11 protein-coding genes and 1 pseudogene are annotated in these 16331 nt (G+C 70.0%); 5 read left to right on the top strand and 7 right to left on the bottom strand.

Translation table 11 applies throughout. From position 1 onward, the window contains the following. Positions 1-21: 21 nt before the first annotated feature. Genes selB through D7V80_RS15280 form a run of 3 tightly spaced genes read left to right on the top strand, consistent with a single transcriptional unit; the run spans position 22 to position 5905 of the window. A complete protein-coding gene (gene selB / locus D7V80_RS15270; RefSeq protein ID WP_120588855.1) occupies positions 22-1950 on the top strand; it encodes a selenocysteine-specific translation elongation factor in 1929 nt (642 codons plus the stop codon). Then, positions 1947-4457 (top strand): ATP-binding protein, encoded by a 2511-nt coding sequence (locus D7V80_RS15275; protein ID WP_120588856.1) that lies wholly within the window; start codon positions 1947-1949, stop codon positions 4455-4457. The genes selB and D7V80_RS15275 overlap by 4 nt, the downstream gene beginning before the upstream one ends. Continuing rightward, positions 4454-5905: a sigma-54 dependent transcriptional regulator gene (locus tag D7V80_RS15280; protein ID WP_120588857.1), complete on the top strand. Its 1452-nt coding sequence runs from the start codon at positions 4454-4456 to the stop codon at positions 5903-5905. Before D7V80_RS15275 ends, D7V80_RS15280 begins: the two co-directional genes overlap by 4 nt. A 531-nt stretch (positions 5906-6436) precedes the next feature. Here the strand turns inward: D7V80_RS15280 and D7V80_RS15285 are convergent. Genes D7V80_RS15285 through nuoE form a run of 7 tightly spaced genes read right to left on the bottom strand, consistent with a single transcriptional unit; the run spans position 6437 to position 14657 of the window. Beyond that, on the bottom strand, positions 6437-7996 hold the full coding sequence (locus tag D7V80_RS15285) for an NADH-quinone oxidoreductase subunit N (protein ID WP_120588858.1): 1560 nt from the start codon (positions 7994-7996) through the stop codon (positions 6437-6439). A 15-nt stretch (positions 7997-8011) separates the two neighbouring features. Next, complete coding sequence (locus D7V80_RS15290) at positions 8012-9703, bottom strand: NuoM family protein (protein ID WP_120588859.1); 1692 nt, start codon at positions 9701-9703, stop codon at positions 8012-8014. Continuing rightward, a complete protein-coding gene (nuoL, locus tag D7V80_RS15295) occupies positions 9700-11928 on the bottom strand; it encodes an NADH-quinone oxidoreductase subunit L (protein ID WP_120588860.1) in 2229 nt (742 codons plus the stop codon). Before nuoL ends, D7V80_RS15290 begins: the two co-directional genes overlap by 4 nt. A 25-nt stretch (positions 11929-11953) precedes the next feature. After that, entirely contained in the window at positions 11954-12256 is a 303-nt protein-coding gene (gene nuoK, locus D7V80_RS15300; protein ID WP_014393873.1) for an NADH-quinone oxidoreductase subunit NuoK, read from the bottom strand. A gap of 25 nt (positions 12257-12281) precedes the next feature. After that, positions 12282-12788, bottom strand: coding sequence for an NADH-quinone oxidoreductase subunit J (locus D7V80_RS15305; protein WP_120588861.1), 507 nt, complete (start codon positions 12786-12788; stop codon positions 12282-12284). Continuing rightward, positions 12785-14128 carry an NADH-quinone oxidoreductase subunit NuoF gene (gene nuoF, locus D7V80_RS15310; RefSeq protein WP_120588862.1) on the bottom strand — a complete coding sequence of 448 codons (1344 nt, stop codon included), beginning with the start codon at positions 14126-14128 and terminating at the stop codon, positions 12785-12787. The genes D7V80_RS15305 and nuoF overlap by 4 nt, the downstream gene beginning before the upstream one ends. Before the next feature lie 40 nt (positions 14129-14168). Then, on the bottom strand, positions 14169-14657 hold the full coding sequence (gene nuoE / locus D7V80_RS15315; RefSeq protein WP_120588863.1) for an NAD(P)H-dependent oxidoreductase subunit E: 489 nt from the start codon (positions 14655-14657) through the stop codon (positions 14169-14171). A 105-nt stretch (positions 14658-14762) separates the two neighbouring features. Here nuoE and D7V80_RS15320 point away from each other — a divergent pair, with 105 nt between their 5' ends. Continuing rightward, complete coding sequence (locus D7V80_RS15320; protein WP_120588864.1) at positions 14763-15515, top strand: TIGR02266 family protein; 753 nt, start codon at positions 14763-14765, stop codon at positions 15513-15515. A 69-nt stretch (positions 15516-15584) separates the two neighbouring features. Beyond that, a pseudogene (locus D7V80_RS15325) lies at positions 15585-16331 on the top strand (serine/threonine protein kinase); the annotation flags it as partial.

Below are 16331 nucleotides of genomic sequence, written 5' to 3' on the forward strand. Positions count from 1 at the left end.
CCGAAGGGCGTTGACGCGGCGATGATCATCGGGACGGCGGGGCACATCGACCACGGCAAGACGTCCCTCGTGAAGGCGCTGACGGGCACCGACACCGACCGGCTCCCGGAGGAGAAGCGGCGGGGCATCACCCTGGAGCTGGGCTTCGCGCATCTGCCGCTGCCGGGCGGACAGGTGGCGGGCGTGGTGGACGTGCCCGGCCATGAGCGCTTCGTGAAGGCCATGGCCGCGGGCGCGGGCGGCGTGGACCTGGCCGTGCTGGTGGTCGCGGCGGACGAAGGCGTCATGCCCCAGACGCGCGAGCACCTGGACATCTGCCGCCTGCTCGGCGTGAAGGCGGGCGTCGTCGCGCTCACCAAGGCGGACCTGCTGGAGGGCCTGGGCGACGACTGGCGCGCGCTGGTGGAGGCGGACCTCGCCGCGCTCACCGCCGGCACCTTCCTGGAGGCCGCGCCCGTGGTGCCGGTGTCCGCGCGCACGGGGCAGGGCCTGGAGGCGCTGAAGGCGGCGCTCGCGAGCGCGGGCGCTTCACTGCCAAGGCGCCCCTCGGAGGGCCCCGTGTTCCTCCCGGTGGACCGGGCCTTCACCATCAAGGGCTTTGGCACGGTGGTGACGGGCACGCTGTTGTCCGGCGCGCTGGCGGTGGACGACGCGGTGGCGCTGCTCCCCTCGGTGGCCGGCGCGCGTCCAGGCCCCTTCCGCGTCCGCGGCGTGCAGGTGCACGGCCAGCCGGTGGCGCGCGTGGAGGCGGGGCAGCGCGCGGCGGTGAACGTGGCGGACGTGCAGACGGAGGACGTGCACCGGGGCATGGTGCTCACGCGCGCGGGCGAGCTGCCGGAGACGTCCATGCTGGACGTGGAGCTGACGCTGCTGCCCGCCGCGGAAGCCCCGCTGCCCAAACGCCGCAAGCTGCTCTTGCACCTGGGCACCGCGCAGGTGGAGGCCACGGTGGCGCTGCTGGACCTGGAGTCGCTTTCGCCAGGGGAGACGGGGCTCGCGCAGCTGCGGCTGGAGTCTCCGGTGGGCGCGCTCGTGGGCCAGCGCTTCATCCTGCGAGGCTCGCGTGCGCTGCCGGGGCGGGGGGCCACGGTGGCTGGAGGGCGCGTGCTCTCCATCACGCCGCCGCGCCGGCGCAAGGGGGCGTCCTCGGTGGTGCGGCCGCTGCTGGAGGCGGACGCGGCCGGACTGGTGGGCTGGCTCCTCAGGCAGGCGGGCTACGCGGGGCTCACGCAGACGGAGCTGTTCGGCCGCTCGGGGCTTTCGCCCAAGGTGCTCACGCGCACGCTGGAGCTGTCGGGCGCGAAGGGGCAGGTGCTGCTGGCGGACCGCGACCGGCGGCTCTACGTGGCGCAGGAGGTCTTCGAGGGCCTGCGCCAGCGCTCGCTCGCGCTGCTCGCCGCGTTCCACGAACGCGAGCCCATGCGCGAGGGCCTGTCCCGCGAGGAGCTCCGTCAGCGGCTCTCCGCCCAGCTGGACGTGCGCTTGTTCCAGCGCGTGGTGCAGGCGCTGGTGGACTCCGGCGGCGTGGAGGCGGAGAAGGACCTGGTGCGCCTCAAGGGCCGGGGCCGTACGCTCACGCTGGGTGACGAGGCCGCGCGCACGCGCCTGTCCGCGGAGCTGTCCGCGGCGGGGCTCGCGCCGCCCACCGTCACGGAGCTGTCGCAGAAGCTGGGGCTTCCGCCCGCGAAGCTGCAGGAGCTGTTGAAGGTGCTGGTGTCGTCGGGCACCGGCGTGCGGGTGAGCGAGGAGCTGTGCTTCGACGCGGGCGCGCTGGAGGACCTTCGAGGACGGCTGGTGGCGTACCTGAAGGAGCAGAAGGAGATTTCCACGCAGGCCTTCAAGGAACTGGTGGGCCAGAGCCGCAAGTTCACCATCCCCCTGTCGGAGTACTTCGACCGTGAGAAGGTGACGCTGCGGGTGGGGGACAAACGGGTGCTGCGTCGCGGATGAGTACGAAGGCCTACAACGAGCAGGAACTGCGGACCCTGGTGGATGCCTTCACCCAGCCCATGCTGGTGCTGGAGGGTGAGGGGCGCGTCTGGGTGACCAATGCCGCGTACGCGCGGCTGTTGGGGCTGCCCGTGGAGCAGGTCGAGGGCCGCTCCTTCCTGGACTTCATCCAGCCGGAGGAGCGCAGCCGGATTGGGGACCGCTTCCACCGGGTGGCCACCGGAGCGCCGCTGGACGGACGCCCGCAGCTCTACAAGGTGCTCAACGTCCACGGCGCCACGGGTGAGGTCATCGTCCAGGCCAACCCCCTGCGGCTGGAGAGCGGGCGCTTCGCCCTGCTGCTCAGCTGCATGGTGATGGCGGAGCGCCCCCGGGAGCTGGTGGTGGCGGAGCGGCTGGTGGACACGTCCGCGGGGCTGGTGTCCGCGCGTTCCGAAGAGGGCGTGCGGCGCGTGGCGCTAGCGGGCCTGGAGGCCGCGGGCTTCCGGGCGCGCATCCTGCGTTGGGACGGCACGCGGTGGCTGGCGCGCGACGGGGTGTCCCTGCCCGCGGACACGCACCTGGCGCTGGAGGCGCTGTCGGACGGGCGTCCGGTGTTCGGCGGCGCGGACCAGGCGCAGTCCACGCACGCGTACCTGCCGGTGGGCGGGCCCCAGTCGGAGGTGCTCTGGGTGGCGGGCCCGTGGGTGGCGCCCCGGCACGGCTCGGTGCTGACGCTGTTCGCGAAGGTGGTGGGCGCGGCGCTCGCGGACGCCCACCTCCAGGCGGACGGCGCGCGCAGCCGCTGGGAGGTGGAGTCGGTGGCGGAGATGGCGCGCTTCGTGGCGCAGCCCGTGCCCCCGACGCCGGAGACGTTCCTCGCGCGCGTGGCGGAGCTGCTCCAGGCCCGCGCGGTGGCGCTGCACGTCGTCTCCGGGCCGGGGCAGGCCCCCAGCCTCTTCGCCCATGTGGGGCTGGAGGAGGGGAGTGACGCGGATGCCGTGCGTGCCACCGGCGTGTTGCTGGCCACGTCGCTGCGGGAGGACGGGGGCGTGCTGTCCTCGGAGGCGCAGGGGCGCGCGCTGGAGACGCTGTCCCAGGGCCGCCTGGGCAGCGGGACGGCGGCGCGCCTCACCCGCGGCGGGGAGTGCGTGGGCGTGGTGCAGGCGCTGCGCGCGAAGGAGCGCCCCTTCGACGAGCGCGACGCGCGGCTGTTGTCCACGCTCGCGGAGCTGCTGGTGACGCTGCTGGAGCAGCGCCGCCTCCGCGCCGAGTCCGCGCGCCAGCTCACGGAGACGCGCCTCCTGCTGGACCTGGCGCGCACCACGTCCGGCGTGCTGGAGACGGCGAGCATCCTGGACGTCGCGTCCGACTTCCTGGTGCACCTCCTGGACGTGTCCAACTGCTTCATCCTGCTCTACGACGAACAGGCCAAGGTGCTGCGCGGCGCGGCGGCGTCGGCGACCCACCGCGACCTGTTCCGCACGGTGGTGGTGCCGCTCGACAGCGACGACCTGGCCGCGCGCGTGGCGCTGGAGCGCAAGCCCATCGCCGTGGAGGACCTGACGTCCGCGAGCACCTCCGTGAGCGCGGTGCTCATCGACCGGCTGGGGGAGAAGGCGCTCCTGGGCCTGCCGCTCACCTCGCGCGAGGAGCTCATCGGCGTGGTGCTGGTGGACGACGTGCGCGGCCCGCGCCCCTTCGGCCCGGAGCTGATTGACCTGGCGGAGGCGACGTGCGGCCAGCTGGCGCTGTCCATCGCCAACGCGCGCCTCTACGAGTCCCTGTGGGCCAGCTACGCGGAGCTGGCCGCCACCCGCGCGGAGATGGTGAAGCGCGAGCGCTTCGCCGCGCTGGGCGAGCTGTCCGCCATCGTCGCCCACGAGGTGCGCAACCCCCTGGGCGTCATCTTCAACGCGGTGGCCACGCTCCGGCGCATCATGAACCCCGGGGGGGACACGGCCATGCTGCTGGACATCGTCGCGGAGGAGAGCGACCGCCTCAACCGCATGGTGGCGGACCTGCTGGACTTCACCCGCCCGCGCAACCCGGTGCTCCAGCCGGAGGACCTCCTGCGCGTGCTCCAGGACGCCTTCGAGGCCGCGCGGGCGCAGGCCCTCACGGAGCGTCCGGTGTACATCTCCGTGGAGGTGGAGCCCGGCCTCTCCACGGTGCCCATGGACCGGCGGCAGATCCGCCAGGCCCTCTTCAACGTGGCCGTCAACGCCATCCAGGCCATGCCCCAGGGCGGCGAGGTCCGGGTGCGCGGGCGCCGGGACACGCATGGCGGCCGGGAGCAGCTGCGCATCGACGTGATGGACCAGGGGCCGGGCATCCCGGCGGAGCTGCTCCACCGCGTCTTCGAACCCTTCTTCACCACCAAGGCCCAGGGCACCGGCCTGGGGCTGGCGGTGGTGAAGCGCATCCTGGAGGAGCACCGCGGCGAAATCGCCGTGGAGAGCGCCCCCGGACGCGGAACCACCTTCACCTTCTGGCTGCCGCTCACGCAGCCCCAGTCCCTCTCATGACCGACGCGACCACTCCGGTTCCCCGAGGCCGCATCCTCGTGGTGGACGACCAGCGCAACATGCGCGCCACCACCGCCCTGCTCCTGCGCGCGGAGGGCTACACCGTCAACGAAGCCGCCACCGGCGAGGAGGCCCTGGGCATGCTCGCGCAGGAGCGCGTGGACCTGCTCCTCACGGACCTGAAGATGGAGCCCATGGACGGGCTCACGCTGCTCAGGCGCGCGCTGGAGGTGGCCCCGCGCCTCCAGGTCATCATGATGACGGCCTTCGGCTCCATCGACAGCGCGGTGGAGGCCATGCGCCTGGGGGCCTACGACTACGTCACCAAGCCCTTCAAGGAGGGCGAGCTGCGCTACCGCGTGGAGCGCGCCCTGGAGCGCGCCCGGCTCCAGGCGGCGGTGGACAACCTGGCCACGGAGTTCAACGAGCGCCACGGCCTGTCCGCGCTGGTGGGCCGCAGCCAGGCCATGCGCGAGCTCACCACGCGCCTGTTGCGCGTGGCCCAGAGCGACGCCACCGTCCTCATCCAGGGCGAGAGCGGCACGGGCAAGGAGCTGGTGGCCCGCGCCCTCCACGCGCACAGCCGCCGCAGCAAGCAGCCCTTCGTGCCCGTCAACTGCGCGGCCATCAGCGAGACGCTGCTGGAGAGCGAGCTCTTCGGCCACGCCAAGGGCGCCTTCACCGGCGCGGTGAAGACGCGCCGCGGCCTCTTCGAGGAGGCGGACAACGGCACGCTCTTCATCGACGAGGTGACGGAGACGAGCCCCACCTTCCAGTCCAAGCTCCTGCGCACGCTCCAGGACGGCGAGGTGCGCCGCGTGGGCGAGTCCACCGCGCTGCGCGTGGACGTGCGGATCGCCGCGGCCACCAACCGCGACATCGAGCTGGAGGTGAAGGAGAAGCGCTTCCGCCAGGACCTCTACTACCGCCTCAACGTGGTGCTCCTGCGCGTGCCCCCGCTGCGCGAGCGCCTGGAGGACGTGCCCGCGCTCGCGCAGCACTTCCTGGACCGCGCCAACGCCCGCAGCCCCCGGACCCGGCGCCTGTCCGCCACCGCAGTGGAGCACCTGATGACGTACAGCTTCCCCGGCAACGTGCGCGAGCTGGAGAACCTGGTGGAGCAGGCCGCCGCGCTCGCCGAAGGGGACGAGCTGCTCCCCGAGGACTTTCCGCTGCGCCCCCAGGGCCGCGTGCTCGCCGCCGCGCCTCCGCCTGAGGCCACGGGTCTGCCCCCCGCCGACATCGCGCGGTCCACCAGCGCGGAGGCCGGAGGCCCCACGCTGGCGGCGGTGGTGGAGGACGCGGAGCGCCGCGCCATCGTCCAGGCCCTGGAGCGCCACGGCGTGGACCTGGCCCGCGTGGCGGACGAGCTGGGCGTCTCCTCCACCACGCTGTGGCGGAAGATGAAGCGGCTCAACCTGCGGCCCCCTGCCGGTGCCCGCGAATAGCCTCCCAGCGAACTCGCACCTGCCTCCCGGTACGAGTTCAGATCCGAAATCACCGCCGTTCAGGGATGAAAAAACCAACCTCCTGAATTCGTTGGCTGTTTTCATCCCTGAAACGCGATTTCAGGGCTGCAATGGGAAAGGGCGGGGGTGGGAGTGTTGCCCGGTCGTTCAAACCCCTGAGAACTCTAGATTTTCGTCTCAAGCGGGCATTGGCACGACGCCTGCTAAAGGCTAGCTCGGGACGCATCGAAGCGAGGCTGAAAGTGGTTCCCCCCCACCCTTTCAGCACTTCCGGTGCGTTACCTTGAGAAGACCCGCGGCCCGACACCCTCACGGGTGCCGGGCCGCCTTCTTTTCCGCTCCCCGCATCGTCCCCGGCGTCGCAGCCGCCCGCATGACGCGGCGCGGATCCATTTCACTTCTGCAATGCCCCCACGGCCATGACGCCGTGAGCCATGCCCCGCAACGACAACGCCCGCCAGGGCCAGGGGCCGAGGCGGGCGTCGGGTGCCGCGAGCTGCCGGCGAACGGCTACTGACCGAACAGCGTGCCGGCCTGGGCCAGCCAGTCGGTGACGTGGCCGGGGAGGATGCCCAGCAGCACCACCGCGACGGTGGCGATGACGAGCGCGGCCTCCGTGCCCCAGTTGCGCTCCAGCGGCTGCGCGCCTTCAGGGACGGGGTGCATGAACATGTAGACCACGACGCGCAGGTAGTAATACGCGCCCGCCGCGCTGCTGAGCACCGCGACCACGGTGAGGCCCACCAGGCCCACGTCGATGGCGGCCTGGAAGATGAGCAGCTTGCTCATGAAACCCACGGTGGGGGGGATGCCGCCCAGGGACAGCATGAAGGCCGCCATGGCGAACGCCCAACCCGGACGGCGCTGCGCGAGGCCCGCGAAGCGCTCCAGGTCCCAGGCGGTTCCCTTCTCCTCGTCCTCGCGGCGCTCCAGCGCGGAGACCATGGCGAAGGCGCCCGTCGCGCTGAAGGTGTACGCCAGCAGGTAGTAGAGGATGCCGCGCAGCGCGTCCGAGCGCGCCACGTCCAGCGGCGTGCCGCCGGACAGCGAGGACGCGGACAGCAGGCGGAAGCTCTCGCCCGGAGCCGCGACGAACAGCGCCGCCACGCCCAGGAGCAGGTAGCCCGCGTGCGCGATGGAGGAGTACGCCAGCATGCGCTTCACGTTGCGCTGCGGGATGGCCATCAGGTTGCCGGCGATCATCGTGAGCAGCGCCAGCGTGGCGAAGAGCATCAGCGGCAGCTTGGGGTCCATGCCCTTGCCCACCGTGACGAACACGCGCACCAGCGACGCGAACGCCGCCGCCTTCACGCCCGCGCTCATGAGCGCCGTCACCGGGGTGGGGGCACCCTCGTACACGTCCGGCGTCCACATGTGGAACGGCACGGCCGCCACCTTGAACGCGAAGCCCGCGGCGATGAGCACCGCGCCCACGTAGATGAGCGCCGGCGTCGTCTGGAGCGCCTGCGACAGCGGGCCCGCCATGTCGTTGAGCTTCGTCGTGCCCGTGGCGCCGTACAGCAGCGCCGTGCCGTACAGCAGGATGGCGGACGAGAAGGCGCCCAGGATGAAGTACTTGAAGCCCGCCTCACTGGGGCGCGTGCCGCGGCGCAGGTACGCCGTCAGCGCGTACGTCGCGATGGAGAGCACCTCGATGTTGATGAAGATGGTGATGAACTCCGACGACATCGCCAGCAGGCTCATGCCCGCGGAAGCGAAGAGCATCAGCGCGTAGAACTCACCGCGCTCCGCGCCACGCTTGCGCAGGAAGCCCACCGCGCTCAGCGCCGCCAGCCCCAGGCCCACGCTCACCACCAGGGTGAGGAAGCTGGAGAAGGGGTCCAACACGCCGAAGCCGAGGAACACCTCCTGCGGCGGCTCGAACATCAGGCCCACGGCCACGGCGCCGCTAGCCACCGCCGCCACGACGGTGAGCACCGCCTGGTAGCCGCGGGACGCCGTCTTGGAGAGGAACACCTCCGACAACAGCAGGACGGAGGCCGCCACCACCATGATGATGGCGGGCAGCAGGGGGAGGAAATCCGCCAGGGTGAGATTTGGCAGGTTCATGGAGTCTTTCGGGGCCTACTCGCGGACGGCGAGCGGCGCGGCGGGAACGGAGGGGCGGGCCGCGGCGGCGGTGGAGGGCAGCGACATCACCTCCACGCGCAGCTGGTCGTCCTTCGCCTGGGTGGCGCCCGGAGCGCCCACGCTGGCGCGCGCCACGTAGCGGTCCGTGGACGGAGCGATGCGGTCCAGGAAGGGCTGCGGCATCAGGCCCATCACCGCCACCAGCACGATGAAGGGGGCCGTGGTGAGCATCTCGCGCAGGTTCATGTCGCGCAGGTGCTGGTTCTCCCGGTGCGTGATGCTGCCGAAGAACACCTTCTGCACCATCCACAGCATGTACGCCGCGCCCAGGATGACGCCCAGCGTGGCGAACGCGCCGAAGCCCAGGGGCAGGGTGCTCTTGAACGTGCCCATCAGCACCAGGAACTCGCCGATGAAGCCGTTGGTGCCCGGCACCGCCACCGACGAGAAGGTGATGATGACGAACGCCGCGGTGAACACCGGCATCACCTTGGCGATGCCGCCGTAGTCCGACATCAGGCGCGTGTGGCGGCGCTCGTAGAGGAAGCCGAACAGGAGGAACAGCGCGCCCGTGGAGATGCCGTGGTTCAGCATCTGGTACGCGCTGCCCGTGGCGCCCTCACCGGTGACGGCGAGCAGGCCCAGCATGCAGTAGCCCAGGTGGCTGACGGACGAGTACGCAATGAGCTTCTTGATGTCCCGCTGCGCCAGGCACATCAGCGCGCCGTACACGATGCCAATCACCGCCAGCACCGCGAGGAACGGACGGGCCTGGTGCGCCGCCACCGGGAAGAGCGGAATCGCGAAGCGCCAGAAGCCGTAGGTGCCCATCTTCAGCATCACGCCGGCCAGGATCATGGAGCCCGCCACCGGCGCCTGCACGTGCGCGTCCGGCAACCAGGTGTGCACCGGCCACATGGGGACCTTGATGGCGAACGCCAGCGCGAACGCGGCGAACATCCACGGCCCGTAGGTGTACAGCGTGGCGGCCAGGCCCGTGAGGCCCGCGCACGCGCCCTCCGGCCCGTTGCTGCACGCGGCGAGCTGCTGATTGGCGGCGAGCAGGTTGTTGTAGAGCGTGCCGTAGTCGAACGAGCGCACACCCGGGCCGCCGCTGATGAAGTACAGGGCCACGATGGCCACCAGCATCAGCAGCGAGCCGACCAGCGTGTAGAGGAAGAACTTCACCGCCGCCATGCGGCGGTCCTCGGCGCCCCACACACCCACCATCAAGTACATGGGGATGAGCATGGCCTCGAAGAAGATGTAGAAGAGCAGGACGTCCATCGACGCCAGCGCGCCCAGCATCGTCGTCTGGAGCACCAGCAGCGCCAGGTGGAACTCCTTGATGCGGTGCTGGATGTACGTGGTGGAGGCGAGCACCACCAGCGGGCCCAGGAACACCGTCAGGAGCAGCAGGCTCACGGCCAGGCCGTCCACGCCCAGGTGGTAGCTCATCCCGAACTGCTGGAACCACGGGACGCGGTACTCCATCTGGAACTCGGCGCCGGACGGGTCGAAGCGGAAGTACGCCCAGACGCCGAACACCAGGTCCAGCAGCATGCCCACGAAGGTGATGGTGCGGACCTGCCCGTGCTCACTGGCAGGCAGCGCGAGCACCAGCGCCGCGAACACGAGCGGCAGGTAGATGACGACGTTCAACAGGTGGGTGTCGAAGAAGCTCATGAAAGCACCTGCACGAGGGCGTAGACCGCGCCGCCCAGGATGGCGAGCGCCATGATGGCGGCGTAGGCCTGCGCGTCACCCGTCTGGAGCCGGCGCAGCCCGAGGCCCACCTTCTCCGTGACGTACGCGGTGCCACGCACCAGCACCGTGTCGATGACGAGCGCGTCCACCACGCGGAAGAGGATGAAGGCCACGAACTTCACCGGCCGGATGATGATGAACTCGTAGAGTTCATCCACGTAGAACTTGTTGAGCGCCGTGCGGCGCACCGCGCGGGCGAAGGCCGGCACGGGCTGGCCCACGCGCGACGGGAAGAACTTCAGGTAGGCGAACGCCGCGGCCGCGCCGCCGGCCAGCGCCCACATCCACGCGAAGGCGTAGTCCCCGACGGAGGGCGAGCTCGTGTCCAGCTGCACCGTCTTGGCCACGCGGGCCACTGTCTCCGCCGGGCGCAGCACGGGGGACAGGAAGTTCTCGAACACCGGCTGCGTCCCGCCGCCCGTGCGGGGCATCAGGGGCAGGGCGTAGACGAACGTGATGAAGGCCAGGAACGCCAGGATGACCAGGGGCAGCGTCATGTGCCACGCGCTCTCATGGGCGTGCGCCAGCTTCGCCTCCGGGGACCGCTTGCCCGTGAAGGTCAGCAGGTAGACGCGCGACATGTAGAACGCCGTGGAGGCGGTGATGAGCAGGCCCAGCACGTAGACGAAGCCGGAGACCCACTCCAGGCCGTGCAGGTGGTTGTGGTGCACGCCGTGGAAGATGGCGTCCTTGGAGAAGAAGCCGGACATGATGGGGAAGATGCCCGTGATGGCCAGTGTGGAGATGAGGAACGTGGCGTGCGTCCACTTCATCTCCTTCCACAGGCCGCCCAGCTTCTTGATGTCCGTCTCGTCCCCGTTGCCGTGCATCACGCTGCCGGCGCCCAGGAAGAGGCAGGCCTTGAAGAACGCGTGCGTCATCAGGTGCATCGCGGCGGCCCAGAAGACGCCCATGCCCACGCCCATGAACATGATGCCCAGCTGGGACACCGTGGAGTAGGCGAGCACCTTCTTGATGTCGTCCTGCGCGAAGGCGATGAGCGCCGCCAGCAGCGACGTGAGCGCGCCCACGATGGCGATGGTCGCCATGGCGGTGGGGGACAGCACGAGCAGCGCGCTCATGCGGCAGAACAGGTACACGCCCGCGGTCACCATCGTGGCGGCGTGGATGAGCGCGGAGACCGGCGTCGGGCCGGCCATCGCGTCCGGCAGCCAGACGTAGAGCGGCAGCTGCGCGCTCTTGCCCGCGGCGCCCAGCAGGAACAGCAGCATGATGGACGTCATCACGCCGCCGAAGGTGTAGCCCGCCAGCGGCCCGGACTCGATGGGCGTGGCCAGGGACACCGCGCCGCCCGTGCCTTCCGGCAGGGCCAGGGCCAGCTTCTCCAGGCCCTTGAAGGTGACGGGGCCCTTCTGGGAGATGCCCTGCTCGTAGCGGGCGCGCGACGTGGACGCCGCGTTGTAGTCCCGCGGGTCCGCCTGGCGGTTGAAGGCGCCCACCGTGAGGATGAGCAGGAACGTGGCGATGAGGAACGCGAAGTCACCGATGCGGTTGGTGACGAACGCCTTGCGGCCCGCCCACGCCTTCGCGCTGTCCGTGTACCAGAAGCCGATGAGCAGGTAGCTGGCCATACCGACGCCCTCCCAGCCCACGAAGAGCAGGACCAGGTTGTCGGCCATCACCAGCGTGAGCATCGCGGCGACGAAGAGGTTCAGGTACGCGAAGAAGCGCCAGTACCCATCGTCGTGCTCCATGTAGCTGGTGGAGTACAGGTGGATGAGGAAGCCGACGCCCGTGATGATGAGCAGCAGGATGCCCGACAGGTGGTCCACCAGCAGGCCGAAGTTCACCCGGAAGTCACCGGCGGCGAACCACGTCCCGTAGTCGTACGCGATGGCGTAGCGGATGGTGTCCCGCTCCAGGCCGAACGGGTTGGCCATGCTCACCACGCGGCCGCCGGCGGCGTCGCTGGTGGCCCAGAAGGCCAGCAGGCTCAGCACGAAGGCGCCGGCGATGGCGGAGCACGCCACCAGGTGCACGTTGGCCCGGCCCAGCCACTTGCCGAACACGCCGCACACGAACGCGCCCAGCAGCGGCAGCAGGATGATCAACCCCAGCGAGGGCGAAAACACCTCGGGGGGGATGGGGGCGGTTCTGAAGAACTCGACGAGGGATCCGTCCATGGGTGTGCTCAGGGGTGACGGGGCGTTAGTGCTTCATCGTCCGGATGTCGTCGACGTTCACGGACCCGCGACTGCGGAAGACCGCGATGACGATGGCCAGACCGATGGCCGCTTCCGCGGCCGCCACGGCGATGACGAAGAAGGCGGACACGTGGCCGGTACCTTCGCCGTGCATGCGCGCGAAGGCCAGGAACGTGAGGTTGACCGCGTTGAGCATCAGCTCCACGCACATGAAGACGACCAGCGCGTTCGTGCGCACCAGCACGCCGAACATGCCCATGCAGAAGAGGGCCGCGGCCAGCAGGAGGTAGTAGGAGATGGGGACCATTGGGTTGTCCGGAAGGTCGCGAGGATCAGATGCGGGACTTGGCCACCACCACCGCGCCCACCATGGCCACCAGCAGGAGCAGGCTGACCGCTTCGAAGGGCAGCAGCCAAATGGTGAAGATGGTCTCGCCGATGGCCGCCATGGTGCCGAACGCCGCCTGGCCCTTCGCGTCCAGCTGCGCGGGCTGCGCGTTCAGCCGGCCCAGCGTCACGGCCAGCACCGCCAGCAGGCCCACCGCGGAGGCGCCACCCAGGAGCCGCGTCGCCGTGGGCTTTCCGCGGTGGGGGGCGTCACCCAGGTTGAGCAGCATGATGACGAACAGGAAGAGCACCATGATGGCGCCCGCGTACACGAGCACCTGCACGGCGGCCACCGTGTGCGCCCAGAGCAGCACGTAGATGCCGGCCAGGAAGAAGAACGTCGACACCAGGGCCATGGCGGAGTTGATGGGGCTCCGCGCGGTGATGACCAGCCCCGCCGACAGCAGCGTCATGACGGCGAAGACGCCGAAGAGGACCAATTCGATGTTCAAGACCAGTCTCCGAAGGAACCCCAGGGGTGGTCACCGTACGGGCAGCGGTGCTCCCGTACGTGAGCCTCGAACTCGTCCCGGAACCGCATGAGGAAGGAGTGCGTGGGCAGCGCCGCCGCGTCACCCAGCGCGCAGATGGTGTTGCCCAGGCCGATGGGAGGGTAGGGCGCGATGGAGGAGGCGACGTTCGACAGCATGTCGATGTCGCTCATCTCCGCGCGGCCTTCCTCGATCTTGCGCAAGAGGCGCGTCTGCCACGGCGTGCCCTCGCGGCACGGGGTGCACTGGCCGCAGGACTCTTCCGCGTAGAAGCGGGCCACGCGCCAGAGGCTGCGCACCATGCAGGTGGCGTCGTCCATCACGATGACGCCGCCGGAGCCGGCCATCGTCTGCTTCATCTTCAGCGCCTCGAACTCCAGCGCCACGTCCAGCTCATCCGCGCCCAGCACCGGCGCCGAGGAGCCGCCCGGGATGACCGCCTTGACCTTGCGGCCCTTGGGCATGCCCTGGCCGTACTTGTCGTCGTGGATCAGCTCCAGGATGGTGGTGTGCATCCCCACCTCGTAGACGCCGGGGCGGTTCACGGAGCCGGACAGGCAGACCAGGTGCGTGCCGCCCGACTTGTCCGTGCCCAGCTTCGCGTACCAGTCCGCGCCCTTGGCGAGGATGGGGGGCACGCTGGCGAGCGTCTCCACGTTGTTCACCACCGTGGGGCAGCCGAAGAGGCCCACCACCGCGGGGAAGGGGGGCTTCAGGCGGGGCCAGCCCTTCTTGCCCTCCAGGGACTCCAGGAGCGCCGTCTCCTCGCCGCAGATGTACGCGCCCGCGCCGCGGACCAGGAAGCAGTCGAGCGCGAAGCCCTCCTTGCCCATCAGCGACTTGCCGAAGATGCCGGCCTTGTAGGCCTCGTCGATGGCCGCCTGGGTGCGCTCCGCCTGGAACTTGAACTCGCCGCGCAGGTACACGTAGCAGGTGTGCACGCCCAGCGCGTACGCCGCGATGGCGATGCCCTCCAGCATCATGTGCGGGTCGTTCTCCAGGATGTAGCGGTCCTTGAAGGTGCCCGGCTCGGACTCGTCGCCGTTGACGGCCAGGTACTTGGGCTTGGGGCTGTCCTTGGGGACGAAGCTCCACTTCATGCCCGTGGGGAAGCCCGCGCCGCCGCGGCCGCGGAGGTTGGACTTCTTCACCTCGTCGATGATGGCGGCGGGCTCCATCGTGAGCGCGCGCTTGAGCCCGTCATAGCCGCCGCGCGAGCGGTAGCTGTCCAGGGTCCAGGACTGGGGCTTGCCCCAGGCCGCCGAGATGACGGCTTCGACCGTCTTTGCCGTAGAGGCCATGGATGAACGTCCTAGGAAAGCGAGGGGGAGGAGGGGCGACTCACGACAGCCGGGCCAGGATGGCGTCCAGCTTCGCCTGGGTCAGGCTCTCGTGGTGATCCTCGTTGATCTGCAGGCAGGGCGCCGTCCCGCAGGACGCCAGGCACTCCGTCTCGCGCAGGGTGAACTTGTCGTTCGTCTCCCCGGCGGTCAGGCCCAGCTTCTGCTCCAGGTACGCGAGCATCTTCTCCGCGCCCCACAGCGAGCAGGACAGGTTCGTGCAGACGTCGATGACGTACTTGCCCGGCTTCTTGAGGTGGTACATCACGTAGAAGCTGGCGACCTCGTAGGCGCGCTCCGGCGTGACTTCCAGGCTCTTCGCCACCAGCCGCAGGCCATCAGGAGGCAACCACCCCTTGAGGTCTTGCAGCAGGCGCAGCGCGGGAAGCATGCCGGCGCTTTTGCGATCAGAGGGGTAGTGCGAGAGGATTTCCGCGATCCCCGCGTCGAACTTCTTCTGCTCTTCAGGAGTGAACAGGGGCTCCGCCATGGCGGGCCGGTACGTATTGCTCCAATGGCTTCGTTGTCAACATAAACCCTCGGAGGTAGACTGGGCCGCCCTCAGCAAATTACCGAGCGATTTCAACCCCTTGTTATGAGCCTGGACCCTGCGGACCAGCGGCAGCACCCTCGTATCCCCACCATCCTCCGGGTGGACTACGCCCATGGCCGGCCGCTGCGGGACGTGACGGAAAACCTCTCCGCCGGAGGGTTCTTCGTCCAGACCGAGCAGCTCTTCGCCGTGGGGGACGAGCTGCGGCTTGCTCTTTCTTTCCCGGGCCTGCTGGATCCGGTAGAAGTCGCCGGGACGGTGGCGTGGGTGCGCATCGCCGCGCCCGATCAGCCGGGCGGCGTGGGCATCCGTGTGGAGAGCGAGCAGGACCGGCGGCGACTGGGTGACATCTTGAGTGCGGCGGGACCCAACGACAGCGCGGTGACCCCTTCTGAGCAGGACGGGTACCGTGTGCTCATCGTCGAGGACAACCCGCACATCATCGAGATGTACAGCTACGTGCTGAAGAAGCTCGCGAGCAACGATCTGCACGGGAAGGTGCCGCTGGAGGTCCACTTCGCCCCGGACGGGCACCACGCCCTCTTGCGGCTGCGCGAGGACCGCTTCAGCCTGGTGATGCTGGACCTCTACATGCCGGTGATGGACGGCTTCGCCCTGGTGGAGCGCATCCGGGAGGAAGAGGAGCTCAAGGGCATCCCGGTCATCGCGATCTCCGCGGGTGGCAAGGAGGCCCAGGAGCGGGCGATGCAGCTGGGGGTGGACATCTACCTGCGCAAGCCCGTGCGGTTCGTGGAAGTGCTGGAGACGGTGAAGCAGCTGCTGCGCATCCGGTAGGCCCCCGGCTTTCTTCGACGCGGCAGACGTTGAAGCGCCGGGCGGGTGCCGCGTAGAGTCCGCGCACCCATGACGAAGCCCGCCATCCATCGTGACACCGTCAGTGGCGAGGCGCTGCTCATCCTGCAGAATCTGCGGGAGAACGGCCGCCTGGGACGCTCGAACAAGCTGGCCGACGTGAAGGCCGCCCTCGAGCCGTCCGTCTCGCTGGAGTTCGACAGCTACTTCTTCTTCCTGCGCAAGTTCCACTACATCGCCATGGACCGCGAGGCCCAGCTGAAGCTCACCGAAACGGGTGAGCGGGTGGTGGAGGGGGACCTGCAGGACCGGTTCGCTTCAGAGGTCGACGACTTCTTCGCGGATCAGCTCCTGCCGGCGGAGGACGCCACGCACATCGGCCGTCCGCTGGACGAGGACGAACCGATGAGCGTCCCGCCGCCGCCGCCGGAGCTGCTCCTGGACGAGGCGGAGGTGGATCCGTCCACCTCGGCCGGGGCCTCCGCCCAGTCCCAGGTGGGGCCGCCGCCGGTGCCGCCGTCGCGCACGCACCGCGTGGCCATGCCGGCGCTGGATCTGGGGCAGGTCGCCACCCAGATGCAGCCCGCCGCGCCGCCGCCCATCGCGACGCCGCAGCCCCAGCCGGCGTTGCGCCAGGATGGCCCGGCGGAAGGACGCCGGGAGACCTTCATCGGGCTGCCGCCGGCACCCGCGTCCCAGCCCGTCGTGGTGACCGCGCCGGCTCCCAGCGCGTCCCAACCGCTCATCATCACCCCTCCGCTCGCCGCCGCGCCCGCTCCGATGCCCCCTCCCGCCACG

This window comes from Corallococcus sp. CA054B, assembly GCF_003611625.1.
Classification (GTDB): domain Bacteria; phylum Myxococcota; class Myxococcia; order Myxococcales; family Myxococcaceae; genus Corallococcus; species Corallococcus coralloides.

Bases quoted from the DNA above. Each gene is read 5' to 3' on its own strand.
- D7V80_RS15275 (WP_120588856.1), top strand. From the start codon at position 1,947: ATGAGTACGAAGGCCTACAACGAGCAGGAACTGCGGACCCTGGTGGAT.
- nuoF (WP_120588862.1), bottom strand. From the start codon at position 14,128: ATGGCCTCTACGGCAAAGACGGTCGAAGCCGTCATCTCGGCGGCCTGG.
- nuoE (WP_120588863.1), bottom strand. From the start codon at position 14,657: ATGGCGGAGCCCCTGTTCACTCCTGAAGAGCAGAAGAAGTTCGACGCG.
- D7V80_RS15280 (WP_120588857.1), top strand. From the start codon at position 4,454: ATGACCGACGCGACCACTCCGGTTCCCCGAGGCCGCATCCTCGTGGTG.
- D7V80_RS15285 (WP_120588858.1), bottom strand. From the start codon at position 7,996: ATGAACCTGCCAAATCTCACCCTGGCGGATTTCCTCCCCCTGCTGCCC.
- D7V80_RS15290 (WP_120588859.1), bottom strand. From the start codon at position 9,703: ATGAGCTTCTTCGACACCCACCTGTTGAACGTCGTCATCTACCTGCCG.
- D7V80_RS15320 (WP_120588864.1), top strand. From the start codon at position 14,763: ATGAGCCTGGACCCTGCGGACCAGCGGCAGCACCCTCGTATCCCCACC.
- nuoK (WP_014393873.1), bottom strand. From the start codon at position 12,256: ATGGTCCCCATCTCCTACTACCTCCTGCTGGCCGCGGCCCTCTTCTGC.
- nuoL (WP_120588860.1), bottom strand. From the start codon at position 11,928: ATGGACGGATCCCTCGTCGAGTTCTTCAGAACCGCCCCCATCCCCCCC.
- selB (WP_120588855.1), top strand. From the start codon at position 22: ATGATCATCGGGACGGCGGGGCACATCGACCACGGCAAGACGTCCCTC.